Origin of the sequence: Microcystis sp. MC19 (assembly GCF_003019735.1) — a bacterium.
Taxonomy (GTDB): domain Bacteria; phylum Cyanobacteriota; class Cyanobacteriia; order Cyanobacteriales; family Microcystaceae; genus Microcystis.
Genome location: NZ_CP020664.1, coordinates 2,454,165 through 2,479,576 on the forward strand (window position 1 = coordinate 2,454,165; position 25,412 = coordinate 2,479,576).

Genomic DNA, 25,412 nt, shown 5'->3' on the forward strand with positions numbered 1-25,412 from the left:
TGCTGTGTATGGTTTCATCAGTTCATCTTATGGCTTCTGGCTGGGATTTAGCAGTTAATAACCGCAATGGTCAACTCGCTCTTGTGGTTGAGGTCAAGTGCAAAACCAACGTATCCCAAGAATGGGCGGCAAAACTCCGACGCAATATTCTGGCACACGGTACTTTTGCCAAGGCTCCCTATTTTTTGCTGGTCTTTCCTGACAGATTTTACTTATGGAGTAATGTTGGGGCTTTTCAGGAGCAGAGTGAACCTAGTTATATGATTGATGCCAGTCCCATTCTTCAGCCTTATTTTCAACGAGCAGGGGTAACGAATGACCAAATTAGTAGGCAAAGTCTTGAACTAATTGTTGCTTCTTGGTTGGGAGAGATTATTTATTCTGAAAAGCCGCCTGAAGCTCTCGATGATTCTCAGCGTTGGTTGATTGATTCAGGGTTGTATGCTGCTTTAGCTGGGGGAAAATTTCAGCGTGAGGCAGCGGCGTGAATATCTATGTTGAAACAAATTTTGTTTTAGAGCTAACCTTCGAGCAAGAGCAGTGTCTAAGCTGTGAGCAGATTCTGCAACTTTGTGAAACAGGACAAGCCAAACTAATTATTCCAGCATATAGTCTAGCTGAACCTCACGAAAAACTGACTCGTCAAGCAAAGAGTCGTCGGGAACTTCAACAGTTACTAGATACTGAGTTACGTCAACTTTCACGCACAGCTTCTTATGCAAGTCGGATCAAGAGTATTCAAGATATTGCTAGTTTAATGGTGCAAAGCAATGAAGAAGAACGACATCGTTTTAATAAATATCGAGAACGCCTCCTCAAGGTAGGAGAAATTGTGGCACTTACTGCTGATATTTTAATCGAAGCAGCATCTTATGAAAAGATATATGATTTAACGCCACAAGATGCTCTTGTCTATGCCTCGGTACTTCATCATTTACGACGTTATCAGCCACAGCAGGCGTGTTTTTTGAATCGAAACTCAAAAGACTTTGATAGTCCTGACATTGTTGAAGAACTGAATCAATTCAACTGTAGGATGATTCCCCGATTTGATCGTGGTTACAGTTTTCTTCAGTCGCAGTTATCGTCCTAGTAGCTGAGATCAAGCTTTTCGGTTGAGTTGAGCGCTTTAATACTTAGGAGAAAACTGCTCGATTCAATAATTTGAGCGAAACCCAACATTCTTTAACGACATCGTAAGAATCATTGATTGTGCCTCATTTCCTCAAGGTTTCCTTCCCATTTAAGCTTACCTTTAAAGGCTTTAATTTTCTCCTGTTGTTTGAGCCGAATCAAAGTCTTAAGACCCAATTCAACAACTTCTTGTTTAGTCTTTAAACCAGTAGCTTTAAGAGCATCAGCCATGAGTTGGTCATCAATGATAATGTTAGTCATCATCCTATCCCTAGTTGTGTATAGTAGATTGTTAATATACACATTATATAGGGTTTGCTGAATAAATGTGAGATGTAAGCAAGGTAGAGATTTTGTGGCTTTTCTCGCTCCCACAGGTGCAAGATTGTGAGAGAATCGTCGTTCAAAATCTTGCGTCTTTATCGGCCCGCGTCCTGTAGGGGCGAAGCATTCGGACAATAACCTATCGGTGAAACTGTAGATTTTCTATCCGAATGCTTCGCCCGTACTTTTTGCCGCATACCCTATTTAGGAGAAAACTGCTCGATTCAATAATTTGATCCAAAACCCAACATTTTTAAAGATATCGGTGCAGTTTCCCGCAAGTGTCGCTCATTTTTGATAGACAAAAGTTATTGCTGTCACCCCAAACACAAGTTTACTGTCTCACTCGCCAAATTTTGATAGTTTTGTCAGCACTCCCACTAGCTAAATAGCGGCCATCGGGACTATATGCTACTGAGAAAACTGTCTCAGAATGACCGGTAAGGGTACGCAATTCGTTTCCCGTTGCTACCTCCCAAATTTTGATAGTTTTATCCTGACTCCCACTAGCTAAATAGCGTCCATCGGGACTATATGCTACTGACCTAACTACCTCAGAATGACGAGTAGGGGTACGCAATTCTCTTACCGTTGCTACCTCCCAAATTTTGATAGCACCGTCACCAATCCCACTAGCTAAATAGCGACCATCGGGACTATATGCTACTGATAAAACCCCCTCGGAATGACCAGTAAGAGTACGCAATTCTTGTCCCGTTGCTACTTCCCAAATTTTGATAGTTTTGTCAAGACTCCCACTAGCTAAATAGCGGCCATCGGGACTATATGCCACTGACCAAACCGTCATAGAATGACCGGTAAGGGTACGCAATTCTTTTCCCGTTGCCACCTCCCAAATTTTGATAGTTTTGTCACTACTCCCACTAGCTAAATAGCGGCCATCGGGACTATATACCACTGACAAAAACTCGCTAGAATGACCAGTAAGAGTACGCACTTTTCCCGTTGCTACCTCCCAAATCTTGATAGTTTTATCCTGACTCCCACTAGCTAAATAGCGGCCATCGGGACTATATGCCACTGACAAAACCACCCCGGAATGACCAGTAAGGGTACGCAATCCTTTTCCTGTTGCCACCTCCCAAATTTTGATAGTTTTGTCAAGACTCCCACTAGCTAAATAGCGACCATCGGGACTATATACTACTGAGTTAACCCGGTAAGAATGACCAGTTAGGGTTTTATCTAAGGGTGAAACCGAAGAATTAATCTTAGGAATAACTGGCGATTGTTTTTGAGTTACAACAGGCTGCGGATTTGGTGGTGGAGATGTTATAGTAGGAGTTATAGGAGGTAACTTTAATTGCCGTTCAATCTCATCCAAACGCTGTAAAATAACCCTAGTATTAGCCGGTCTATTCTTTGGCAATCTTCCCATCAACTCATCAATAAAATCCAACAATAACGGGTGAATATTTTCCGTTTCTTCTCGCCAAGATAAAACATCATTAACCGCATCATAAATTTCTAAAGGATGTTTTCCCGTTAATAAATGCACAAAAGTTCGTCCTAAAGCATGAAAATCTGATTGAATCACCGCTTGGCCATGTTGTTGTTCATTGGGTGTATATCCGCGTGAGATAATACCTGTTACCTGTTGACCTTTTACCTTTTGATGATAGGTTTGGGTTTCTTCCCTTGCTGTGCCAAAATCAATTAACACCAACTCGCCACTATTCCGCAGCATGATATTAGGGGGTTTAATATCTCGATGCAGCCAATTCTGTTGATGAATTTTATCGAGAATTAAAGTGATTTCTCTCAGCCATTTTAAGGCTCGTTTTTGACTTAACTTATCATACTGCTTTAGCCACTGTTCTAAATTAATTCCCTCCACTTTTTCCATAACTAAACAGTGTAATATTTTCCCTTCCCTTGTGGAATATTGAAAATAGGCATCTGCGCGAGGAACACCGGTGACATTTTGACGACTCAACTCTAATAAAACGTCATATTCCCGTTTAAATAATTCCACTGCCTTCGGGTCATTATTCCATTTTTCTTGTAATACCTTGAGGATTTTGGCTGTAAAACCCTCAAAAGCTTCATAAACAACCCCAAAACCGGTCGTATCACTCAATAACCGACTCACTCTATATTGACCATTTAACAACAACTCAGAGCCGCAACTTTGACAGTAACGAGTATTCGAGTTATTATTACTCGGATGGTCTGGTTGATAACAATTGGGATTAATACAGTAACAGGGTTTCATCTCGGCTATCAGTTATTTTATTGAGTGAATAATTGCAAGTTTTCCCTTACCTGTCTTTGAAGGCATTTTATCATAAGTAAGCTAAAACGGATTTTAACCGCCTATCCTTAGATTAGCTGTCTCGGAGTCTCGACTAGAAAATTAATTTTGCACAACTACTTAAGTGGGTGGGTGGAATTAAATATAAAATGAACGTAGGTTGGGTTGAAGCATGAAACCCAACGCCCGCATGGGTTACGCTACCGCTAACCCATCCTACAAATAATTATGCCTACCTACTTAACTAACACTCCATTCAGAAAAATTTCGGCAATACCTTCGGCCATTTCTTGTAAAGCTAAGGGGGAAGCATTGCTATCTAAAATAGTTTCACTGGAAAAACCGGCAATTGCGAACATTCCTAGAAAAACTTGGGCGACAATTTTCGGATTCATGGGACGATAGATACCACGATCGATCGCTGTTTGAAAAAAAGCCTCGGCCACATCGGTCATTTTAGCAATTACCTCCGATTGAATTCGCTCTTTTAATTCGGGATGAAATTGTGCCTCTATAAAACAAACTCGCAATAAATCGCTATTTTCTCGCATTCTCAACACCCTACGTCGCATCACCTGCGCTACCGCTTTATAACTGCCCATTTCGCTCAATTCCGTCAGCAAGTCGGTGAGAATATCCACCCATCCCCTAGTGGCCACTTCGATTAAAATCGCCTTTTTGTTGGGAAAATAACGAAATAAAGTTCCTTCTGCCACATTTGCTTTTCCTGCTAGGTCTTTGGTCGTGGTTCCTTCATAACCCTTAGCGGCAAATAAACGTAAAGCGGCCTGTAGAATACGACTACGGATATCTTCTTCCCCAGAATTGGTCTCAGCTAGGGAACGTTGAAAAAGACTTTGCATAATCATTGACAGCTAGAACGGGATAGAGCCATTGTCATCGATCAAGTCAGGTGTTTGCTCAAATGCTTCATAAAATTTTGAGTAATTGGGGTTAGAGATTGTTCAAGGGAATGGAGTAACTTGGCCTTGAACAACGAGCGCAGCAGCATAAATAGATTTCCTCTAGGTTGTTTTGACGGAGATACCAGCAAAGGAATCTTTAAGAAATTACCCAAAATCCCTGCGTATAGGTATTGACGGCGCTAGACTCCCAACGTATAGATAAATACTGTTTCTGGAAGCCCATGACTGTGAGCTACGAAAAAATCACCCCACCGACAACAGGCTCGACAATTACTTTTTCTGACGGAAAACCTCTCGTTCCCGACGATCCCATCATTCCCTTCATTCGCGGTGACGGTACGGGGGTCGATATCTGGCCCGCAACCGAAAAAGTTATCGATGCAGCGATCGCCACAGCCTACGCTGGTCAAAGGAAAATCCATTGGTTTAAAGTCTATGCTGGCGATGAAGCTTGCGAAATCTACGGGACTTATCAATATCTACCCCAAGATACATTGACAGCGATCAAAGAATATGGTATTGCCATCAAGGGTCCCTTGACCACTCCCATCGGTGGCGGCATTCGTTCCCTGAATGTGGCTTTGCGGCAAATTTTTGACCTCTATGCCTGTGTTCGTCCCTGTCGTTACTATGCGGGAACCCCTTCCCCCCATAAGACCCCGGAAAAACTCGATGTCATCGTCTATCGGGAAAATACCGAGGATATCTATCTCGGCATCGAATGGAAACAAGGCACGGAAATCGCCGATAAACTGATTAATTATCTCAACACGGAACTAATTCCCGCCACTCCCGAACACGGGAAAAAACAAATTCCCCTTGATGCGGGTATCGGGATCAAACCGATTAGTAAGACGGGTTCCCAAAGATTAGTCCGCCGGGCGATCGAACGAGCGCTGACTTTACCGAAACCGAAAAATCAGGTTACTCTCGTCCATAAGGGTAACATTATGAAATATACCGAAGGGGCGTTCCGGGATTGGGGTTATGAATTAGCTAAAAGTGAATTCCGGGATGTGTGCGTTACCGAGATGGAATCATGGATCCTGAGCAATAAGGAGAAAAACCCTGATCTGAGCATCGAAGATAACGCCCGCATGGTGGAACCAGGTTATGATGCCCTCACGGATGAGAAAAAAGCCAAAATCTGCCAGGAAGTGACCAGTGTTCTCGATGCTATCTGGGAAACCCACGGCAATGGGCAATGGAAAGATAAAATTATGGTTAACGATCGCATTGCCGATAGTATCTTCCAACAGATCCAAACCCGTCCCGATGAATACTCGATCCTCGCTACCATGAACCTGAATGGTGATTATCTCTCCGATGCGGCAGCGGCGATCGTGGGTGGCTTAGGGATGGGACCTGGGGCGAATATTGGCGATACTTGCGCTATTTTTGAGGCAACCCACGGCACGGCCCCTAAACACGCCGGTTTAGACCGAATTAACCCCGGTTCGGTGATTCTTTCTGGGGTGATGATGTTGGAATACATGGGATGGCAAGAAGCGGCCGATTTGATTAAAAAAGGCATCGCAGCAGCGATCGCTAATCGACAAGTTACCTACGATTTAGCGCGTCTGATGGAACCTCCCGTTAATCCTCCTCTGAAATGTTCCGAATTTGCCGATGCGATTATCTCCCATTTTGGGGATTAATTTTCCGGTTAGGGTAGCCTGAAAACTGCCCTATTTTTCGTAAAATCCCCAAAATTACCCCTGTCTCCGTTAATGCAGACGTTTTAAGCGTTCTTGGAGAATTTGGGCTTGTTTTTCGGACTCTGCTAAAGCTTGCTTCGTTTTTTCGATTAAAGCTTCTGGAGCTTTTTCGACAAAGCTAGGTTTATTCAAGCGATCGCTCAAACTCTTGATTTCCCCTTCTACTTTAGCTAAATTTTTCGCTAATTTCCCAGCCAATACCGATATATCAACCAATCCGGACAGGGGGATGAGGATTTCTACCGTAGCGACAACACCAGCGATCGCCTGATTGACTTCCTCGGTCAATTTTGCCGTCAAAATTAAGTTTTCGATCTTGGCCAAGTCTTTTAAGTACACTTGTCCGCGTTGCAAAATAGCTAATTCTTGGCTGTTTTCTGTCTGTAAAATTGCTGTGATCGTTGCCCCCGGTTTAATCCCCGCTTCGGCCCGCAAATTACGCAACACCCGAATACTTTCAATTAATAACTCAAAAGTATTTTCTAAGTCTAAATCGATCAGAGAACTATCAGCTATTGGATAGGTTTCTAAAGCTAAAACCTGCTGATTTTCTTGGGTTAAATGATGCCAAATTTCTTCGGTAATATGGGGCATAAAAGGATGTAATAGTTTTAATGTCCCTGCCAAGATAAAAGCCAAAGTTTGCCGGGCCGTGGCACAGGAAACTGATTCTTTATCCTTCCATAAACGAGTTTTTACTAACTCGATATACCAATCACAGAAATCGCGCCAGATAAATTCGTATAGACCTTTAGCCGCTTCTCCCATGCCATAATTTTCTAGATAATCTCTAGTTTTTTGCACTGTTTGATGATAACGAGATAAAATCCAGCGATCAGATAATTCTAAATTTTCTAAAGCTGGTTCTCCCAATTCTTCTGGGGTTTTTCCCTCCAGATTCATCATGACAAAACGGGAAGCATTCCAAATTTTATTGGCAAAATTTCGGGCTGCTTCTACGGATTCCGATTCATCGGTTTTACGGTTATATTGCAGACTGATATCCTGTCCTGCTCCTGCCACTTCTCGGATTAAGGTATATCGTAAAGCATCGGTTCCGTATTTATCAATTAAAATTAGCGGATCGATGCCGTTATTGGCAGATTTAGACATCTTTTTGCCGTTTTCATCCCTAACTAAACCGTGAATATAGACATCTTTAAAGGGCATTTGTCCCGTAAAATAGCCCGCCATCATCGTCATTCTGGCCACCCAGAAAAAGATAATATCAAAACCGGTGACGAGGGTTGTGGTGGGATAATAGGTGTCTAGATCAAGGGTTTTTTCTGGCCATCCCATAGTCGAAAATGGCCACAATCCCGAAGAAAACCAAGTATCTAAAACATCGGGGTCTTGTTGAATAATTATATCCTCTCCATACTCTTGTTTAGCCTTGGCTAAAGCGGAGGTTTCATCTGGGGCAACGACGAAGGGAGTATGGTTAGTAATTTCGTTGTTAGTTTCACTGATAATATACCAAGCGGGAATTTGATGACCCCACCACAGTTGTCGAGAAATACACCAATCTTTTAGTTTAACTAACCAATCGCGATAAACTTTTGTCCATCTTTCTGGCACAAAACGGGGCGAGTTTTCCTGATCTAAACAGGTTAAAGCTTTTGTGGCTAAAGGTTCAATTTTAATGAACCATTGGGTAGATAAAAGGGGTTCCACGGGAACTTTACCTCGATCGCTATAGGGGACGCTATGGCGATAGGCTTCAATCTTGACTAAAAAGCCGTCTTCATCGAGTTTTTTAACAACATTTTTGCGGGCAACAAAACGATCTTGACCTGCGAATATTCCGGCATTTTCGTTTAAACTGCCGTCTAAATTCATGATATTAATAAAGGCCAAATTATGGCGTTTACCCATCTCAAAATCCTTGGGATCGTGGGCCGGCGTAACTTTGACGCAACCGGTACCGAATTCGGGATCCACCAATTCATCGGCAATAATCGGGATTTCTCGCCCCATTATCGGTAAAGTGACGGTTTTGCCGATTAAATGGCGATAACGGGGGTCTTGCGGGTTGACAGCGACACCAGTATCACCGAGCATGGTTTCGGGTCTTGTGGTGGCTACTTGAAGATAACCGCTACCATCGCTAAGAGGATAGCGAAAATACCAGAGATTTCCCTCAATATCCTTGTTTTCCACCTCTAAATCGGAAACGGCCGACCGGGATTCGGGACACCAGTTAACTAAGTATTGACCGCGATAGATTAATCCGTCCTCATAGAGTTTGATAAAAGCAGTACGGACAGCATGGGAAAGTCCCTCATCCATAGTGAAACGTTCCCGCGTCCAATCGACGGATACCCCCAAGCGTCGCAGTTGATTAACAATGGTACTACCAGACTCCTCTTTCCATTGCCAAGCGCGTTCGAGGAATTTTTCCCTTCCTAGTTGATAACGGTCGGTTTTTTCGGCTTTTAATTGGCGATCGAGTATAGCTTGTACTGCAATACTAGCGTGATCTGTGCCGGGCAGCCAGAGGGTATTTTTGCCGGTCATGCGCTTGTAGCGAACAAGTGTATCAATCAAGGAACTCTCGAAGGCGTGACCCATGTGGAGACTACCGGTAACATTGGGAGGGGGGATGACTATGCAGTAGGTTTCGCCGCCTTTTTCGGGGTTTGCTGTAAATATTTCTTGATTTTCCCAATATTGCTGCCATTTCGTTTCTGTGATCTTGGGATCGTATTGCTTCGATAGTTCCGAGGTCATGATGGGGGGATTCTACAATTCTTAGTTCTTTGTCAATTGTCCCACATTTGGGAGAGATCAAATTCCTGTTTAGTTGCTGGCTAAAAAATTTTAAGAGTCCTATTAAAATAGCTGTTATCTTTTCCTCGGCTAAACCTAGCTAATTTATGGTAACTTTTTTGTATCTCACCAGTACAATAATTGCTATAATCAATTGGGGGACTCAATCAATAAATTATGACCATAGCAACAGATAAAAATATCTATAGCTTTGCCGAATATTTACAACTAGAGGAAACGGCAACCTATAAACATGAGTATCAAGATGGGGAAATCGTACCGATGACAGGAGGCACTACTGATCATAATAAAATTGCTCTCAATTTTGCCGCTTATTTAAAATTTGCCCTCAAAGGACAGAAATATAATATTTTTATCGGTGACGTTAAATTATGGATAGCACAATATCGTCAAGCAACCTATCCCGATGTGATGCTAATTGAGGGAGAACCGATTTATTATGAAACTGGCAAGACAACTATTACCAATCCCAAATTAATAGTAGAAGTCCTCTCAAAATCAACTCAAAATTATGACCAGGGCGATAAATTTCTCTATTATCGTTCGCTGCCGGAATTTCAAGAATATATTCTGATCAGTCAAAGTCGTCCCCATGTCATGCAGTATAACAAAACTGAAGAAAATAAATGGCTATTAACGGAATACGAGGGCGGAAATGCCAGTTTATCTTTAACTTCTGTCAATTTCGCTCTCAGTTTTCAGGAAATTTACGAAGGAGTTACTTTTGATATAATCAATGATTAAAGCAGTTGTTTTAATCAGCTTAAGTTAACCAAAGAATCAATAAATTATGACCATAGCAACAGATAAAAGTACCTATAGCTTTGCCGAATATTTAGAACTAGAGGAAACGGCAGCCTATAAAAATGAGTATCAAGACGGGGAAATCGTACCGATGACAGGAGGCACTACCGATCATAATAAAATTGCAGGTAATTTTTACTTTTATTTACGCCTAAAGTTACCGCAGTCTCACTATAAAATATTTATCGGTGATGTAAAATTATGGATAGCACAATATCGTCAAGCAACCTATCCCGATGTGATGCTAATTGAGGGAGAACCGATTTATTATGAAACTGGCAAGACAACTATTACCAATCCCAAATTAATAGTAGAAGTCCTCTCAAAATCAACTCAAAATTATGACCAGGGCGATAAATTTCTCTATTATCGTTCGCTGCCGGAATTTCAAGAATATATTCTGATTAGTCAAAGTCGTCCCTATATCATGCAGTATAACAAAACTGAAGAAAATAAATGGCTATTAACGGAATACGAGGGCGAAAATGCCAGTTTATCTTTAACTTCTGTCAATTTCGCTCTCAGTTTTCAGGAAATTTACGAAGGAGTGATAAGTAGCTGGTTATAATTAAATTAAAAATGGATTTTAGGTTCGATCCCCCCTTAGTCCTAGGGTTGATTCATAGTAGGGTTGATTCATAGTAGGGTTGATTCATGAATCAACCCTACCTTAATAAGTGTGGTGTCTGATAATTTTTAACGCCTACCTACTTATTTAACGATTTGCGTTGAATTTTCGTTTTTTTGCCGGTATTCTCGCCAAGGAAGTCCAGAAATCTATCTCTACAGACCCAATTTCGCCGCTAAAGCGATCGCTACCGGGAAAATGCGATGTTCTTGCACTTGAATGCGTTCGTGGAGACTGGTCGCGGTATCATCCGGGAGAATGGGAACCACTGCTTGCATTAAAATCGGGCCGCTATCTACCTCCGCGCGAGCGATATGCACAGTACATCCGGTCACTTTTACCCCCGCAGCTAAAGCTTGTTCCACGGCACGCACACCCTTAAAACTGGGTAGTAAACTAGGATGGATATTGATCACGCGATCGGGAAAAGCATCTAGTAATACCGGGGTGACAATTCGCATCCAGCCCGCCATAATTACCCATTTTACGCCGTATTCTTGGAAAGTTTCGACTATTGCCCGATCGAGTTCTTCTCTGGGTTTAAATTGACGATGATCGAGGAAAACCGCAGGGATATTGTAGTCAGCGGCTTTTTCTTTTACCTTGGCATCGGGATTATTGTAGATGAGGACAGGAATCCTGGCATTTAGCTGTTTTTTAGCGATCGCTGCCGCTAAAACAGCAAAATTGGAACCACTACCAGAAGCCATCACTCCTAAAGAGAGGGTTTCCTCTAGGGGAATATCGGCCAAACTGAGATCGGGAGAAATTAAACTGGGGGAAAAACTCATAAATTCAGTTATCAGTTATCAGATTTAAGTTATCAGATTTAAGTTTTAAGTTAATTAGTTAGTTATTTTCATCTTGATCCCCATTTACTGATCACTGTTTACTGTTTACTGTTTACTGTTTACTGATCACTGATTACTGATCCTATCCCCGTTGTTTCAAACCGGTTTCAATAGCGGCAATTACTGTTTCTATGACTTTAACGCGGGCGAAATACTTATCATTTGCCGCCACAATCGTCCAGGGGGCGACGGGGGTGCTAGTACGGGCTACCATGTGATTAACTGCCACATGGTAGAGGGGCTGTTTTTCCCGATTGCGCCAATCTTCATCGGTGAGTTTATGTTGACGATAGGGGTTATTTTGGCGCTCATTGAAGCGATTTAACTGTTCTTCGGGGCTAATATGTAACCAGAATTTGACTAAAACACAGCCTGAATGGGTTAATTGGGCCTCAAATTCGTTAATTTCTTGATATGCCCGTCGCCAATCCATATCTTTAGCGAATCCTTCCACTCTCTCCACTAAAATCCGTCCATACCAACTGCGATCGAATATACCGATAGTTTTGGCTGCGGGTAATTTGCGCCAGAAGCGCCAGAGATAATGATAGCGGTGTTCTTCCTCCGTCGGGGCAGCAAAGGCAATCACTTGATAACTGCGAGGATCGAGGGTATCGGTTAAGCGTTTGATCGCACCTCCCTTACCGGCGGCATCCCACCCCTCAAACAGGACTAAAACGGGAATATTTGACTGAAAAATCTTTAATTGCAGTTTTCTTAATTCTACCTGTGCCTGACGCAAACGGATTTTATAGTCTTCTTTTTCCAATTTGGCACTTAAGTCCACTCTCCCCAGATAATCGGGTTCCGTCGGCAGTAATTGGGCTTGGGGTGGTAGATTGACAGGAGGTTCGATCGGTAATTGCCGCTGATCCAAAGCTTGAGCGATCGTACCGACTAATTGGGAGAGAACTTTTACCCGGGCCCAGCGTTGACAGTTGCCCTCCACCAATGTCCAAGGAGCGGCCCCCGTGCTAGTGTAGGTAATCATTTCCTCGGCTAAACTGGCATACTCATCATAACGTTTGGCCTGTTGCCAATCTTCTGGACGCACGCGCCAAGATTCTAGCTCATTTTCGGCGTATTCTTTGATGCGTGACTTTAATTCCTTTTGACTGAGGTGAATCCAGAATTTAGCGATCGCAACCCGATCATCAGATAATTGTCGCTCAAAGGTGTTGATATCGCGCATGACTAGGGGAATCTGGGAGGAGGGCAATTTGTTTAAGAGTCGATCCTCTAGTAGATGGGTGTACCAACTGTGATAAAAAATGCCGATACTGCCTTTTGCTGGCAGTTTTTGCCAAAATCGCCACAAAAACGGGTAACTTTCCTCTTGGGGGGAAGGGGTTAAAATTGGATGGACGGTAAAACCGCGAGGATCCATATAGTTAACCATTTTTTTGACTAAAGTTCCCTTGCCTGCCGCCGCCCAACCTTCCAAAACCACCACCACGGGTAATTTACATTCCCAACAGGACTTCTGTAGCGATCGCAGTTGTTCCATTAAATCTTTAATTTGTGATTGATAAGTTTCTTTGTCAAGGGAAAGAGATAGATCGAGGGGACTTAACATGATGGTCAAATAAAAGCAAAATTAGGGTATAAAGTTATAGACAAGTCAATTTCAAATAGGTATGATCGCGTGTCTCAAGTTAAACCTACCATTCTCGTTACTGGCGGTGCGGGTTATATTGGTTCCCATGCAGTTCTAGCGCTCAAAAATGCCGGTTATTCCGTCATCGTACTCGATAACTTATCCTACGGTCACGCCGAAATCGTTAAGGATATATTAAAAGTTGAGTTAATTGTCGGTGATACTAGGGATCGATCGCTGCTGGATAATTTATTTGCTAGTCGTGATATTGCCGCCGTCATGCACTTTGCCGCTTTTATTGCCGTGGGGGAATCGGTGCAAGAACCGGCTATTTACTATCAAAATAATGTTAGTGGTAGTCTGACTCTTTTGCAAGCGATGATCGCCGCCGATGTGAAGAAATTTGTTTTTTCTTCCACCTGTGCTATTTATGGAATGCCGAAGGAAATTCCGATGACGGAAAATCATCCCCATCATCCCCTCAGTCCCTACGCTGCCAGTAAGGAAATGGTGGAACAAATTCTTCGGGATTTTGATCCGGCCTACGGTTTAAAATCGGTGGCTTTCCGTTATTTTAATGCTTCTGGAGCGGATCCCAGTGGTTTATTAGGGGAAGATCACCAACCAGAAACCCATTTAATTCCCCTAGCTTTATTAACTGCCCTAAAAAAACGGGATTCCCTGTCAGTTTTTGGCACGGATTATGATACTCCCGATGGCACTGCTGTTCGCGATTATATCCATGTTAATGATTTAGCCCAAGCTCACGTTTTAGGCTTAGAATATCTCTTAAATGGGGGCGAAAGTAATGTGTTTAATTTGGGCAATGGTAACGGTTTTTCCGTGCGTGAAGTGATTGAAACAGCGCAAGCGGTAACTGGTTTAGATATTCCCGTCATCGAAAGTCCCAGAAGGGCAGGTGATGCCCCCATTTTAATCGGCAGTAGTGATAAAGCTAAACAGGTTCTCGGTTGGCATCCCCAATATGCCGATCTCAAGGTAATAGTTGAACACGCTTGGAATTGGCATCAAAAAAGACACGCTTAACAGCGATCGAGTGCTAAACTTTAGTATTATCAGATTGAACATTTCTAAGTAAGTGGTTTCAATTAAATTGAAGATAGATTTTGTCTTTGATCCCCCCTGCCCCCCTTGATAAGGGGGGTGCCGATAGGCGGGGGGATCCCCCTTGATAAGGGGGGTATCTGACAATTTTGAACACCCACCTACTTATCAGTCGATAACAGTAAAAAACTGCTAGAGGCTGATAGTTTACCGCTATAAGCTTCTCTAGAATCCTCTCGAATACAATGGTATGAATAACAAAATAATCTTAATATTTATAGGCTTGACTTTTTTAGCAAGTTGTGCTGATAGTAAACAGTTTCAATGTCAAAAAATCTATCGGATTGCCAACGAAGTGGCCCAAGAAACCAAATCCTTAACCAAGGGTCAAGGGAAAGAAATTGACCAAAAAAGTTGGCTATTGGCCGCCGATAAAATCGAACAGGCCGCAGAAAATATGAAAAAATTAGAAGTGAAGGATACCGAACTAGAGAAATATAAAATCGCTTTCGCTCAAGTTTACGAAGATTATGCCACTGCCACCCGTGAAATAATTCAAGTTATCGAAACTCGCAATAAAAACGGGGCAAAATTAGCACAGGAAAAGGTAAGAAAAGCGGGACAATTAGAAAAAGAAACTGGCGAAGCTTTTAATACCTATTGTCAAGCACAGTAAAGCAGTTATCAGTTATCAGTTATCAGTTATCAGTTATCAGTTAGAAGGTGTTGGGTTTTTGGGGTATTAGTGGAAATTTCCCCATTTCCCCATTTCCCCATTTCCCCATTTCCCTATCTCCCCATCACCTCACTTCTGTACTTTAGGGTTTAATTGCGTACAAAGTGCCGACATTTTTACTGCGAGGCATCCTGGAAAAGATGATAAAACCGAAGTCTTGCAGATGTTTGACTAAAGCATCGGGACCCTTGTTATGCCATTCCATCATGATAATTTTGATCTGTCCTAATTGACCAGTTGCCGCTAAAGAATCGAGGATTTCGTATTCGGAACCTTCACAATCAATCTTGGCAACTATATCGATATCGGGATAGTCAGAGGTAATACCTTTAAACTCATCGGTGAAAGGTTTAATAATTAAATCGGCTGTAGCGGTTTGTTTCGAGGCAAAAGGTTTTAATTGGTTATCAATACCAGAAATACCAACACTACCTTTAACACTGTAATCGTATTCGACTTGAATAATTTCATCACGAGCGCCGACTCCATAATCAAAAGCTTTAATCTTCTCCGCCAGATTGGGATTGAGGGCAAAATTTCTTAAAGCTTGGTCGTAGGTAGCCTTAAAAGGTTCGTAACTATAGACAGCTTTCACATTAGCTCGATTGGCAAAAAAGAGACTAGCAAAACCCGTATTCATGCCAATATCGATCGCTACACAGGGCTTATCATAGAGGAAATTATATACACCTAAAAGGAAAATTTCATGGGCGATATCCAAATCCTGTCCCGTCTCGATAATTAACTTAACTCCATCGATCTCGATAATTAATTCCTGTTGCTCATCGATATAAAATTTACAATCGGCCAGAGCTTTTAAGGCGTTAGCTTTGTTAAAAACTTTACTACCCAAGAGGAAATCCTGCTTATTTTTGCTTAAACTGACCCCTAAAGGCTTATAAAAAAGTTGACCAGATTTAGCATCATATTCCACATAATTAGGACTAATATTATGCTCTGCCAATTGACTAGACCAATATTGATCGGCAATATGGGGATAAGTCTTAAATTGTCGATAGCGTTTATGGACATCTAACAGTTTTTGATAAAGCATTACTTGTCTAGCCTCGATTTTTTAGGATGGATGAAGGTAATTTTATGGACAAGTCTGACAAAGTTTGATAGGCTTGTCAAGAAAATCCCTCCTCTATGAGCATCAGAAGTGAGGAAACCGATCTCAAACAAGGTAACACAGACCATCAGGAGTTAACAAGCCTTGAATTACTCTGATTTTATATTTTGGTGGATATTAATCCTTTTTAGCGTTCCTTTCTTAACGGCGCGCTATATAGCGAAGTCCTTCAATCTCTGGCGAGGTGTTTTTGATGGAGTCGGATTAGCGGCACTTTCCCTGATCCTATTTTATTACGCCAGTCGCACCAGTTTCCTCGTTTTTATCGTCTCCCTAGCCTTTAACTACATTATGGTCTGGCTAGTGCTGAAAATGAGCGGCTGGAAAGCGAATCTCCTGGCCACAATCGTTATCGTCATCGATATTCTTGTCCTCGCTTACTTCAAGTATTTCGGCTTTTTCGTCCAGGAAATCATCGGATTATTCGTTTCCCTTCCCCCTAACTGGAAGGAACTTTCTCCGATTCCCGTGCCTAGCCAGATACCGCCAGGGGTATCCTTCTATACATTCCAGATGGTGGCTTTCGTGGTGGACTCCCTGCGGGAAAAGAAAAAGAAACCCCTAGCCGTTCTCGATTATGTCAATTTTATCTCCTTTTTCCCCCAAATTGTCGCGGGTCCGATCGATCGTCGCTGGGATTTATTACCACAGATGGGGGGATTTCGCCTCAAATTTACAGGAGAAAACTTCGAGAAGGGTTTGCGTTGGCTTTCCCTCGGTTTATTTATGAAATTTGTCCTTGCAGATAACATTGCGCCCTACATTGAATTAGATAAGATGATCGACAATGCTTGGTATATCTGGTTTGAGGCCTTTTTATTCAGCCTGAGAATCTATTTTGACTTCGGCGGTTATAGCTTTATTGCTGTCGGTTTAGCCTATTTTGTCGGGGTGAGATTAGAATTAAACTTTTTAGCACTCTATACATCCCAAAGTATTAACGAATTTTGGCGACGTTGGCATATTACCCTTAGCACTTGGTTTCGGGATTATGTGTTTTTACCCCTGATGGGTTCCAATAAAAATTGGGTGCCTTTTTATCTATTCATCACCTTTACTCTTTCAGGTTTCTGGCACGGTGCGTCCTGGAATTTCATCTTTTGGGGTGCTTACCACGGGGCATTATTATTATTATTGCTGCGTTATCTGGTTCGACCTTTCTATGCTTTTTTAGCCAAGAATGTTAGTCTCTATTTAAACACGGGATTAAAGGAAGTTATCGCTAATTCCATGACCGTATTTAAAGATAATACAAATGAGGTTGTCTCCATTGATTTATTATTGTGGACAGCAGGAACTGAGGCACAGGATTGGATCAATAATTTAGATTGTCAGAAAACAGCACAAGGCAAATTATTAACCCGTTCTAGTTTACAATTAATCGACTATCCTGAAGTGTTTGCCCTTGGGGATATAGCCGAAATTTATCCTAGTAAACAGGTAATTCCTGCCACAGCACAGGCAGCCTATCAAGCAGCCAGTGTAGTAGCCAAAAATATCTCGGCAGTGATCAGAAAAAAATCGCCACGAACCTATTATTATCTGCATTTAGGTGATATGTTAACCCTGGGTAAACAATCAGCCCTTGTCTCTAGTTTTGGCATTAATATTACCGGTAGATTGGCCGATATAATGCGTCGATTTGTCTATATACTGCGTTTACCAGGCAAACGCTATCAGTTGAAAGTGTTTCAATATTAGGCAAAAAAAATTCTTCTCCGACTCCCTTATTCACAGGTGTTATCTAAACAACCCATCGAATCAAAAAATACTCGTTAATTGTAGTTAAAATCCATGAAAAACTTTCTCAAAAGTATGGCATCACCTTGGCAAGCAATCCCAGAGATTCTCAAAAACCTTAAGTCTCTGAATAGTTCCTCCTCAAAATATCAAGATATACTAACAGAGTTACAAATTGATAATTATCTGCTAGAAAACTTGCATAAAAACCCAAAATATGATAGCCCTAAAAAACTAAACCGCTACGAATTTAAGGTTTTTTCTCAAGCGGGGGAAGATGGCATTATTAGCGAAATTTTTAATCGCATTGGAACCACAAATAAATTCTTTGTGGAATTTGGAGTTGGCAACGGTTTAGAAAATAATAGTACCTATTTGTTAGTGAAAGGATGGCAAGGTTATTGGATTGAAGGCAGTGAGCGATTTTGTAAAAGTATTCGCCAATCTTTTGAAGATTTAATTGCTAAGCAACAATTAAATTTAAAAAATACTTTTATCACTGCCGAAAATATTGAAGACTTGTTTCGAGAGGGCAATGTACCGACAGAATTAGATTTATTATCCATTGATATTGATGGTAATGATTATTGGGTCTGGCAAGCAATTACTAATTATCGTCCCCGGGTGGTAATTCTTGAATATAATGCTATTTATCCCCCCGAATCCAGTTGGGTGATGCAGTATAATCCCAGTCACCAATGGAAATATAATAGTCATATGGGATCAAGTTTGAAAGCTCTAGAAAAACTTGGTCATCAAAAGGGTTATAAATTGGTAGCTTGTAGTTTTTCGGGAGTGAATGCTTTCTTTGTGCGAGAAGATTTACTCGCAGATCATTTCTGTTCCCCTTTTAGTGCTGAAAATCATTACGAACCCGTGCGCTATTTTCTTTGTTCCCAAAAAGCTGGCCATCCCCGCGCTTTTGGCCAATTTAAGACTATATGAATCAGGGAAATTAACCGATAATTAATAACTTGTTGGTGCGGGTTAATTTAAGCAGCAACCAGGGTGAGAGCATCTTAAACGCTATTGACAATTGGCCAATTTTGTGATCCGTTTGCTGTGCGGCATTGCAAGTGATACCAGTCAATCAGAATAGTCACGAAATCGACCAAATGGGTCGATTTTTGCTTAACAATTGAGATGGGCAATTTTCCTCAAATATGTCTGAATCGCTCTCTGGACAAGCAACTCACCTAAAGTTCATTTTGTCAAGGATTGTTAAGATGCGCTTACCCTGTTGAGGATTGCTGGAGGTAATTTTATGGACAAGTCTGACAAAGTTTGATAGGCTTGTCAAGAAAATCCCTCCTCTGTGAGCATCAGAAGTGAGGAAACCGATCTCAAACAAGGTAACACAGACCATCAGGAGTTAACAAGCCTTGAATTACTCTGATTTTATATTTTGAATGAGCGGCTGGAAAAGGAATCTCCTAGCCACTATCGTTATCGTCATCGATATTCTCGTCCTCGCCTACTTCAAGTATTTCGGCTTTTTCGTCTGGGAAATCATCGGCTTATTCGTTTCCCTCCCCCTTGACTGGCAGGAACTTTCCCCGATTCCCGTGCCTAGCCAAATCCCACCAGGGGTATCCTTCTATACCTTCCAGATGGTGGCTTTCGTGGTGGACTCCCTACGGGAAAAGAAAAAGAAACCCCTAGCCGTCCTCGATTATGTCAATTTTATCTCCTTTTTCCCCCAAATTGTCCCAGGTCTGATCGATCGTCGCTGGGATTTATTACCACAGATGGGGGGATTTCGCCTCAAATTTACAGGAGAAAACTTCGAGAAGGGTTTGCGTTGGGTTTCCCTCGGTTTATTTATGAAATTTGTCCTTGCAGATAACATTGCGCCCTACATTGAATTAGATAAGATGATCGACAATGCTTGGTATATTTGATTTGAGGCCTTTTTATTCAGCCTGAGAATCTATTATGATTCTCGAAAAAGCGCGCCAGGGGGACGTAATTCTGCTGATTCCCGAATATCTCATGCTCATGGATGAGGACGGTTTTAATCGCGGCGAAGGACTTTGGGGATCAGCACCTTTTAGTGTCGCTATTGGTAAACCAGGGTTAGGTGGGATACCTTTAAAAACCACGATCAAGGACACTTGGTTATTAGGTATTCTGGGGATGCGTCCAGTCACTAAATCGATGGTTGATTTATTCACCAAAGGCAGAATGACGGGTTATCTTTCCGATCCAATTACTAATACAGGAGATGCAACTATAGTTAAGGAAAAAACAGGGAAATGGTGGCAAATGACTTTTGATAGTGCTGGCTCTGCTCACTCAATTAAAGTGATTGAAAAACTCAAGAAAGATTTAGAAGCAAAAGGGGGAACTCTGGTGGTTTCTTTGCTCTAGGTTTATGCCAAAAATGAAGGTAAAACCGTTGCTAATATTTGCAAATCTGCCGAAGAATTAAGTCGGGTTGTGCCAACAATTTATGAACCAAAAGACTTGAATATTAAGACCGATTCTACTATTTTTGCTGACACTCACTATCATCTTTTGCCCCCGGCGAGAATTATTCGTTCAGAACAATTAGTTTCGGAACTGAAACCCATCTTAAACACAACTGAGAATAAAAATCCATGAATAACCTAATGACTAAGATTTGCATTTTGGGGGGTGGTTTTGGAGGGTTATACACGGCGCTCGATCTGAGTCGATTAACAGCAGTAAAATCGGGTCAATGGCAAATAACTTTAGTCGAACCGAAAGACCATTTTCTCTTTACTCCCCTTCTCTATGAACTAATTACAGGAGAATTGCAACGCTGGGAAATTGCTCCCTCCTACCGTCAATTATTAACAGGAACTCAGGTTAATTTAAAAACTCAAAAAGCCAGTAATATTGACTTAAATAATCATCAAGTATATTTAGAAAATGAGGAGATTATAGATTACGATTACCTGATTTTAGCGGTGGGAGTACGGAATCGTTGGCCAGCTATACCGGGGTTAGCCGATTATGGGCTAACTTTTCGGAGTTTAGAGGATGTGGAAAGATTACAAACGGCAATTCATGACTTAGAAACTCAAGGAAAATCCTCAATTAATTTAGCAATTATTGGTGGCGGTCTCAATGGTGTAGAATTAGCCTGTAAGGTGGCTGATCGTTTAGGAAAAAAAGGCAAAGTTCATCTAGTGGAAAGGAACGAGGAAATACTGCAAAACTTTCCTAAATCGGTGCGTGTTGCGTCCTACCGTTCCCTTTTAGCCAAGAATGTTAGTCTCTATTTAAACACGGGATTAAAGGAAGTTATCGCTAATTCCATGACCGTATTTAAAGATAATACAAATGAGGTTGTCCCCATTGATTTATTATTGTGGACAGCAGGAACTGAGGCACAGGATTGGATCAATAATTTAGATTGTCAGAAAACAGCACAAGGCAAATTATTAACCCGTTCTAGTTTACAATTAATCGACTATCCTGAAGTGTTTGCCCTTGGGGATATAGCCGAAACTTATCCTAGTAAACAGGTAATTCCTGCCACAGCACAGGCAGCCTATCAAGCAGCCAGTGTAGTAGCCAAAAATATCTCGGCAGTGATCAGAAAAAAATCGCCACGAACCTATTATTATCTGCATTTAGGTGATATGTTAACCCTGGGTAAACAATCAGCCCTTGTCTCTAGTTTTGGCATTAATATTACCGGTAGATTGGCCGATATAATGCGTCGATTTGTCTATATACTGCGTTTACCAGGCAAACGCCATCAGTTGAAAGTGTTTCAACATTGGGCAAAAAAAATTCTTCTCCGACTCCCTTATTCACAGGTGTTATCTAAGCAGGGTAAGCTCATCTAATTCGGGATAAATTTTACTTGACAAAGATTTCTAAATAGGGTAAGGAAATCGCTGTAGTATCGTCCCGCAGTGCCAGTACCCAGACTTATCCCATTTTTCTAAAGTAATGGCAGAGATGGTTAATTTCTTTCACCCCCAAACCCTATCCCAGAACGGGAGAGGGGAGTAGAATGCTTGCCACAAATAAAGAAAAATGCTATCAGATTACAAGATATGCTCGAAAACTTGACAGACGCAGGGTTGAAAGCGCTTCGCCTCTACAATAAACAATATTACTGCGCCATAGGGGCGCACGCAGTGCGCCCAAAATGTCATCCAGCGGGTTAATTTTCGGTGATTGCTATCAGATTACAACATCTGCTCGAAAACTTGACAGACGCGGGGTTGAAAGCGCTGACGGTGTTTTATTTTTAAAAAAGGGCGCATAAATTCGAGATAGCGAGGGGATAAACCAGAAGTATCGATGACTCGAATCGATCGCAATGTGCCTAATTCTAATTCCTTTTGAACCATCAGTTCGGAAATGCCGGCCGCTGCCGAACTATTCTCGATGATTGCCTTGACCATTTCTCCCGTATTTAACAGCAAAGTCACCTTTAATGTCCGTAAATCGATGCCCCAATTCTGTAACGCTTCCTCGAATCTTTGTTGGGTTCCCGATCCCGATTCTCGCATTACCCAAGGGGTTTCCACTAATTCCGGTAATTCGATCGCCTCTCTTTTATACCAGGGATGAGAACGTCCGACAATAATTAATAGGCGATCGCTGCCGACGATCTCCTGTTCTAAACAATGTGTTAAATCACTTTTGACTTCTCCCTCGATTAATGCCAGGTCAAAACCTCCGTTAGCCGTACCCAGACAGATTTCTTCCGTATTAGCTAGGGTGCAATTGATCTTAATTGCCGGATAGCGCTCCTGAAAATCGCTAATTTTTGCCGGCAGCCAATAGTTACCAATAGTCAAACTCGATCCTAATTGTAGTTCTCCCCGTTGCAAGTCGTTAAATTCCGCCAATCCCCTTTCTGTCAAAGTTACCTGGGTGAGAATGCGTTGCGCTTCTAATTGCAATAAACGTCCTGTTTCCGTGATCTCGATGTGACGACCGACGCGATGGAATAACTTCACCCCGTATTCATTTTCTAGGGAGGCAATGGCGGCACTGACGGCCGGTTGGGTGATATATAAAGCTTCTGCTGCTTTGGTGAAGTGGAGATGTTCGGCAGTCGCTAGAAAGATTTCTAGTTGATCTAGGGTCATTCTGGCCATGGCAAGGGGTTTTCCGTCTCTATTGGTCTTTCCATCATTTTAATTTATTAAATCAACAAGAAAGAATATTTGATTTTATTAATAGCTCTTTCTAGAGTGGAAGTAGGGCGATCGAGACCAGAAGAGCCGATTCAGAAAAAAATCCTATGACTACCATGATTACTGCCATATCCACAGCAATAGCGGCCTTTATTGCCACTAATCTCGATGACATCCTGATTTTGACGATTCTTTTCGCCCAGGTCAATAAACTTTTTCGCCGTCGTCATATCGTTATCGGTCAGTATTTAGGCTTTATCCTGCTAATTTTGGCGAGTTTAACTGGCTTTTTCGGGAGTTTCTTGATTCCGGCTCAGTGGATTCGTTTTCTCGGTCTGTTACCCGTGATTTTCGGGATTCGGAGTCTCTGGCAGCGAGAAGAAACCGAGACGGATAATCATCTGGAGGTGGCTGTAGGATCGGCACCGTCTTCTCCTTTGCTGGCCTGGTTTTCCCCTCAAACCGGCGCTGTGGCGGCAATTACCATCGCCAATGGCAGCGATAATATCGGCATTTATCTGCCGCTGTTTGCTAGTAATACCTGGCCAAATTTAGTTACTATCGTCAGCGTTTTTCTGATCTTGGTGGGTGTTTGGTGTTTTACTGCTCATAGGTTAACTCAATTACCAGCGATCGCTAATTTAATTACCAGTCACGGCAGCCACCTTGTCCCCTGTGTGTTGATCGGTTTGGGTGTATTTATAATCAAGGAAAGTCTTCCCCTGGCTTTCTTGGCCCTATCCTTAAGCTATGGATGGACGCTTTTCCAGCAGCAAGCAGAATCTATTTAGGGTTTGCGGCAAAAAGTTTTTCCTGGGGGCAGGGTGTAGGGTGTAGGGTTTTAGCGATTTTGAGGGGGTCAATTACCTAATTTTCAGGGAAAAAGTACCTGCATTTTCCCCCCGATCACTCCCCAATCTGGTACTTTTTGGTTGACAAAAAGTCTAAAAGTCTTACCCAACAAGGTTTTTAGATTTATTGAGCAAACCGTATTTAATTTTTGATTCAATACAAATACATCTAAAAATAGATTTTAGATTTTTTCCATACCATCTATAACTCAAGTGCCATAGAATAACATCATCTTCTCAAGCGCTCCCCTTGAAACTGACCCCTAGTCATCTCGATCATGTTATTTTTTCTCAAATCGCCAGTGACGGAAAGCAAGACCAGCATTAAACCGAAAAAAGTAAATCCCAATCGAGTCCGCGATCATCTGGCCAATGAACGCACCTATCTGTCTTGGATGCGAACGGCGATCGCATTAATGGGTTTTGGTATGGTTATTCTGCGCTTACGGGCCTTTCATCCTCCTCTGGTTCCCCGGCCCGGTTATGGCTGGAAATTGGGCTTAATGTTTGCTTTAGTGGGTTTATTGACCGTATTTTTGACCACAGCCCATTATTTTACAGTCAGACGAGATATAGATGAAGATACCTACGAACCAGCCGATCGATGGGTGCTACTATTTAGTTTAGCGATCGTTATTCTCGGTGCGGGAATTATCTATTTTGTCGCCACCAGTCCCGATCTGTTGATGGGTAGTATGATGACTTTCGAGTGAACTCTGGGGATTAGGTGGGTTGGAGTAAGCGCCAACTGACCGTGACCAGAACCGTATAAAGCAGTATTTTTAGGGCATTTTTGGGTAAATATTCCGATAATCTTGCTCCCACTACTACCCCCGGTATTCCACCCAACCAGATGGGAAGTACCAGATTCCAATCGACTGTTCCTAATCCCAGATGACCGATGGAAGTACAGGTTAAGAGGATGGACGCTTGCGATAGATCTGTACCGACTAATTTGCGAGAATCAAGGTGAAAAAAGGTCATCAAGACCAATGCAAACAAGGAACCACTGGAAATACTGGTTAAACCGACCAAATAGCCTAAAACTGCCCCTAATACGGTTGTTTTTATCTGACCAGAGCGAGTGGTTAAATCTAATTTTGGCCAGGACCAAGGAGACAAATCGGGAAAAAATAAGGAGATTAGTAGTTCCAGGGCCGCTAGGACAGTCACGATCATCAAGACAAGGCCGATGATAGGAGGCAACCATTGATCGAGATTGAGGGAGCTATTCTGCTGAAAATAGCGAAAACCGACTAATCCTAACAGAGAACCGGGGACACTGCCAATTACTAGCCATTTTACTACCTCTAAGTCGATCGTTTGCTGTTGCCAGTGACGAACGGTGCCGACCACTTTCATCAACCCGGCCGCCACCACATCGGAACCCACTGCGGTGGTAGCGGGAACCTGAAATACAAAGATCAATAGGGGGGTAATCAAGGATGAACCGCCAATTCCCGTTAATCCCACGATAATTCCGATAAAAAAGCTAAATATTGTCAATAAAGAATAGTCCATTTTTGCCTCAGTTGTCTCTTTTCTCCGGTGTGTTTCTGGTGGTTAAGGGACAAAATTAGTTAATTAAGGCTTTAGAACCGACTAAAAGAGTAAAAAAGAGTAATAGTAAGCTTTTATCGCTGTTTAATCTTTTTAGTCTCGGTTTATAACCAGTAATCTCCCGAATCGAAACTTAATTTTTTTGCTATCCT

The 25,412-nt window shown here is 42.0% G+C and carries 20 protein-coding genes and 4 pseudogenes; 15 read left to right on the top strand and 9 right to left on the bottom strand.

All coding sequences use genetic code 11. The annotated features are described in order from the left end of the window. Positions 1-8 precede the first annotated feature (8 nt). A complete protein-coding gene (locus B5D77_RS12400) occupies positions 9-488 on the top strand; it encodes a hypothetical protein (RefSeq protein WP_008207308.1) in 480 nt (159 codons plus the stop codon). Further along, on the top strand, positions 485-1,093 hold the full coding sequence (locus B5D77_RS12405; protein ID WP_002752169.1) for a PIN domain-containing protein: 609 nt from the start codon (positions 485-487) through the stop codon (positions 1,091-1,093). Before B5D77_RS12400 ends, B5D77_RS12405 begins: the two co-directional genes overlap by 4 nt. 110 nt (positions 1,094-1,203) lie before the next feature. On the opposite strand, the gene B5D77_RS12410 is transcribed toward B5D77_RS12405, so the two are convergent. The 3 genes from B5D77_RS12410 to B5D77_RS12420 all read right to left on the bottom strand — a co-directional run bounded on the left by B5D77_RS12410 (position 1,204) and on the right by B5D77_RS12420 (position 4,596). Next, positions 1,204-1,398, bottom strand: a complete 195-nt coding sequence (locus tag B5D77_RS12410; protein WP_002752171.1) for a type II toxin-antitoxin system VapB family antitoxin — start codon at positions 1,396-1,398, stop codon at positions 1,204-1,206. Positions 1,399-1,792: 394 nt separating this feature from the next. Then, a complete protein-coding gene (locus tag B5D77_RS12415; RefSeq protein WP_106908919.1) occupies positions 1,793-3,694 on the bottom strand; it encodes a serine/threonine-protein kinase in 1,902 nt (633 codons plus the stop codon). A gap of 275 nt (positions 3,695-3,969) precedes the next feature. After that, positions 3,970-4,596: a TetR/AcrR family transcriptional regulator gene (locus B5D77_RS12420; RefSeq protein WP_039900722.1), complete on the bottom strand. Its 627-nt coding sequence runs from the start codon at positions 4,594-4,596 to the stop codon at positions 3,970-3,972. Positions 4,597-4,880: 284 nt separating this feature from the next. Here B5D77_RS12420 and B5D77_RS12425 point away from each other — a divergent pair, with 284 nt between their 5' ends. Continuing rightward, entirely contained in the window at positions 4,881-6,317 is a 1,437-nt protein-coding gene (locus tag B5D77_RS12425; RefSeq protein WP_002758657.1) for an NADP-dependent isocitrate dehydrogenase, read from the top strand. A 69-nt stretch (positions 6,318-6,386) separates the two neighbouring features. Here B5D77_RS12425 and B5D77_RS12430 read toward each other — a convergent pair whose 3' ends face one another. After that, positions 6,387-9,107: a valine--tRNA ligase gene (locus tag B5D77_RS12430; RefSeq protein ID WP_106908920.1), complete on the bottom strand. Its 2,721-nt coding sequence runs from the start codon at positions 9,105-9,107 to the stop codon at positions 6,387-6,389. A 216-nt stretch (positions 9,108-9,323) separates the two neighbouring features. Here B5D77_RS12430 and B5D77_RS12435 point away from each other — a divergent pair, with 216 nt between their 5' ends. Together B5D77_RS12435 and B5D77_RS12440 are read left to right on the top strand one after the other, a co-directional pair. Next, positions 9,324-9,911 (top strand): Uma2 family endonuclease, encoded by a 588-nt coding sequence (locus tag B5D77_RS12435; protein WP_106908921.1) that lies wholly within the window; start codon positions 9,324-9,326, stop codon positions 9,909-9,911. 46 nt (positions 9,912-9,957) lie between these two features. Beyond that, the gene (locus B5D77_RS12440) at positions 9,958-10,539 is read left to right on the top strand and encodes a Uma2 family endonuclease (protein WP_106908922.1); all 582 of its coding nucleotides are present in this window, start codon (positions 9,958-9,960) and stop codon (positions 10,537-10,539) included. Positions 10,540-10,754: 215 nt separating this feature from the next. Here B5D77_RS12440 and purN read toward each other — a convergent pair whose 3' ends face one another. After that, on the bottom strand, positions 10,755-11,390 hold the full coding sequence (gene purN / locus B5D77_RS12445; protein WP_106908923.1) for a phosphoribosylglycinamide formyltransferase: 636 nt from the start codon (positions 11,388-11,390) through the stop codon (positions 10,755-10,757). 142 nt (positions 11,391-11,532) lie between these two features. After that, positions 11,533-13,026 (bottom strand): polyphosphate:AMP phosphotransferase, encoded by a 1,494-nt coding sequence (pap, locus tag B5D77_RS12450; RefSeq protein ID WP_106908924.1) that lies wholly within the window; start codon positions 13,024-13,026, stop codon positions 11,533-11,535. 69 nt (positions 13,027-13,095) lie between these two features. Between pap and galE the strand changes: the two genes are divergently transcribed. Beyond that, the gene (galE, locus tag B5D77_RS12455; protein WP_106908925.1) at positions 13,096-14,094 is read left to right on the top strand and encodes a UDP-glucose 4-epimerase GalE; all 999 of its coding nucleotides are present in this window, start codon (positions 13,096-13,098) and stop codon (positions 14,092-14,094) included. Positions 14,095-14,362: 268 nt separating this feature from the next. Next, on the top strand, positions 14,363-14,788 hold the full coding sequence (locus B5D77_RS12460; protein ID WP_106908926.1) for a hypothetical protein: 426 nt from the start codon (positions 14,363-14,365) through the stop codon (positions 14,786-14,788). Between the two features lie 142 nt (positions 14,789-14,930). Here B5D77_RS12460 and B5D77_RS12465 read toward each other — a convergent pair whose 3' ends face one another. Beyond that, positions 14,931-15,902 (bottom strand): FkbM family methyltransferase, encoded by a 972-nt coding sequence (locus tag B5D77_RS12465; protein ID WP_106908927.1) that lies wholly within the window; start codon positions 15,900-15,902, stop codon positions 14,931-14,933. A 162-nt stretch (positions 15,903-16,064) separates the two neighbouring features. Between B5D77_RS12465 and B5D77_RS12470 the strand changes: the two are divergent. From B5D77_RS12470 to B5D77_RS12490, 5 genes and pseudogenes are all read left to right on the top strand, one after another. Continuing rightward, positions 16,065-17,678: pseudogene (locus B5D77_RS12470) on the top strand (MBOAT family O-acyltransferase); the annotation flags it as partial. A 96-nt stretch (positions 17,679-17,774) separates the two neighbouring features. Beyond that, positions 17,775-18,665: a hypothetical protein gene (locus B5D77_RS12475; RefSeq protein WP_008204937.1), complete on the top strand. Its 891-nt coding sequence runs from the start codon at positions 17,775-17,777 to the stop codon at positions 18,663-18,665. Between the two features lie 464 nt (positions 18,666-19,129). After that, positions 19,130-19,618: pseudogene (locus B5D77_RS12480) on the top strand (MBOAT family protein); the annotation flags it as partial. Positions 19,619-19,655: 37 nt separating this feature from the next. Next, positions 19,656-20,324 (top strand): annotated as a pseudogene (locus B5D77_RS12485) (hypothetical protein); the annotation flags it as partial. After that, positions 20,321-21,541, top strand: coding sequence for an NAD(P)/FAD-dependent oxidoreductase (locus B5D77_RS12490; protein WP_106908928.1), 1,221 nt, complete (start codon positions 20,321-20,323; stop codon positions 21,539-21,541). The pseudogene B5D77_RS12485 and the gene B5D77_RS12490, both read left to right, overlap by 4 nt. Before the next feature lie 348 nt (positions 21,542-21,889). Here the strand turns inward: B5D77_RS12490 and B5D77_RS12495 are convergent, their stop codons facing one another. After that, complete coding sequence (locus B5D77_RS12495; RefSeq protein WP_008207354.1) at positions 21,890-22,810, bottom strand: LysR substrate-binding domain-containing protein; 921 nt, start codon at positions 22,808-22,810, stop codon at positions 21,890-21,892. Positions 22,811-22,956: 146 nt separating this feature from the next. Between B5D77_RS12495 and B5D77_RS12500 the strand changes: the two genes are divergently transcribed. The 3 genes and pseudogenes from B5D77_RS12500 (at position 22,957) to B5D77_RS12505 (ending at position 24,413) form a co-directional block, all read left to right on the top strand. Further along, a complete protein-coding gene (locus B5D77_RS12500) occupies positions 22,957-23,640 on the top strand; it encodes a cadmium resistance transporter (protein WP_008207355.1) in 684 nt (227 codons plus the stop codon). Beyond that, a pseudogene (locus B5D77_RS28085) lies at positions 23,631-23,822 on the top strand (hypothetical protein). Before B5D77_RS12500 ends, B5D77_RS28085 begins: the two are co-directional and overlap by 10 nt. A 156-nt stretch (positions 23,823-23,978) precedes the next feature. Next, the gene (locus tag B5D77_RS12505) at positions 23,979-24,413 is read left to right on the top strand and encodes a YidH family protein (RefSeq protein WP_002762666.1); all 435 of its coding nucleotides are present in this window, start codon (positions 23,979-23,981) and stop codon (positions 24,411-24,413) included. A 10-nt stretch (positions 24,414-24,423) separates the two neighbouring features. Here B5D77_RS12505 and B5D77_RS12510 read toward each other — a convergent pair whose 3' ends face one another. Then, the gene (locus B5D77_RS12510) at positions 24,424-25,221 is read right to left on the bottom strand and encodes a sulfite exporter TauE/SafE family protein (RefSeq protein ID WP_008207358.1); all 798 of its coding nucleotides are present in this window, start codon (positions 25,219-25,221) and stop codon (positions 24,424-24,426) included. Positions 25,222-25,412: the final 191 nt, after the last annotated feature.

Bases quoted from the DNA above. Each gene is read 5' to 3' on its own strand.
- B5D77_RS12400 (WP_008207308.1), top strand. From the start codon at position 9: ATGGTTTCATCAGTTCATCTTATGGCTTCTGGCTGGGATTTAGCAGTT.
- B5D77_RS12410 (WP_002752171.1), bottom strand. From the start codon at position 1,398: ATGATGACTAACATTATCATTGATGACCAACTCATGGCTGATGCTCTT.
- B5D77_RS12415 (WP_106908919.1), bottom strand. From the start codon at position 3,694: ATGAAACCCTGTTACTGTATTAATCCCAATTGTTATCAACCAGACCAT.
- B5D77_RS12420 (WP_039900722.1), bottom strand. From the start codon at position 4,596: ATGCAAAGTCTTTTTCAACGTTCCCTAGCTGAGACCAATTCTGGGGAA.
- B5D77_RS12425 (WP_002758657.1), top strand. From the start codon at position 4,881: ATGACTGTGAGCTACGAAAAAATCACCCCACCGACAACAGGCTCGACA.
- B5D77_RS12430 (WP_106908920.1), bottom strand. From the start codon at position 9,107: ATGACCTCGGAACTATCGAAGCAATACGATCCCAAGATCACAGAAACG.
- B5D77_RS12435 (WP_106908921.1), top strand. From the start codon at position 9,324: ATGACCATAGCAACAGATAAAAATATCTATAGCTTTGCCGAATATTTA.
- B5D77_RS12440 (WP_106908922.1), top strand. From the start codon at position 9,958: ATGACCATAGCAACAGATAAAAGTACCTATAGCTTTGCCGAATATTTA.
- purN (WP_106908923.1), bottom strand. From the start codon at position 11,390: ATGAGTTTTTCCCCCAGTTTAATTTCTCCCGATCTCAGTTTGGCCGAT.
- pap (WP_106908924.1), bottom strand. From the start codon at position 13,026: ATGTTAAGTCCCCTCGATCTATCTCTTTCCCTTGACAAAGAAACTTAT.
- B5D77_RS12460 (WP_106908926.1), top strand. From the start codon at position 14,363: ATGAATAACAAAATAATCTTAATATTTATAGGCTTGACTTTTTTAGCA.
- B5D77_RS12465 (WP_106908927.1), bottom strand. From the start codon at position 15,902: ATGCTTTATCAAAAACTGTTAGATGTCCATAAACGCTATCGACAATTT.
- B5D77_RS12475 (WP_008204937.1), top strand. From the start codon at position 17,775: ATGAAAAACTTTCTCAAAAGTATGGCATCACCTTGGCAAGCAATCCCA.
- B5D77_RS12490 (WP_106908928.1), top strand. From the start codon at position 20,321: ATGAATAACCTAATGACTAAGATTTGCATTTTGGGGGGTGGTTTTGGA.
- B5D77_RS12495 (WP_008207354.1), bottom strand. From the start codon at position 22,810: ATGGCCAGAATGACCCTAGATCAACTAGAAATCTTTCTAGCGACTGCC.
- B5D77_RS12500 (WP_008207355.1), top strand. From the start codon at position 22,957: ATGACTACCATGATTACTGCCATATCCACAGCAATAGCGGCCTTTATT.
- B5D77_RS12505 (WP_002762666.1), top strand. From the start codon at position 23,979: ATGTTATTTTTTCTCAAATCGCCAGTGACGGAAAGCAAGACCAGCATT.
- B5D77_RS12510 (WP_008207358.1), bottom strand. From the start codon at position 25,221: ATGGACTATTCTTTATTGACAATATTTAGCTTTTTTATCGGAATTATC.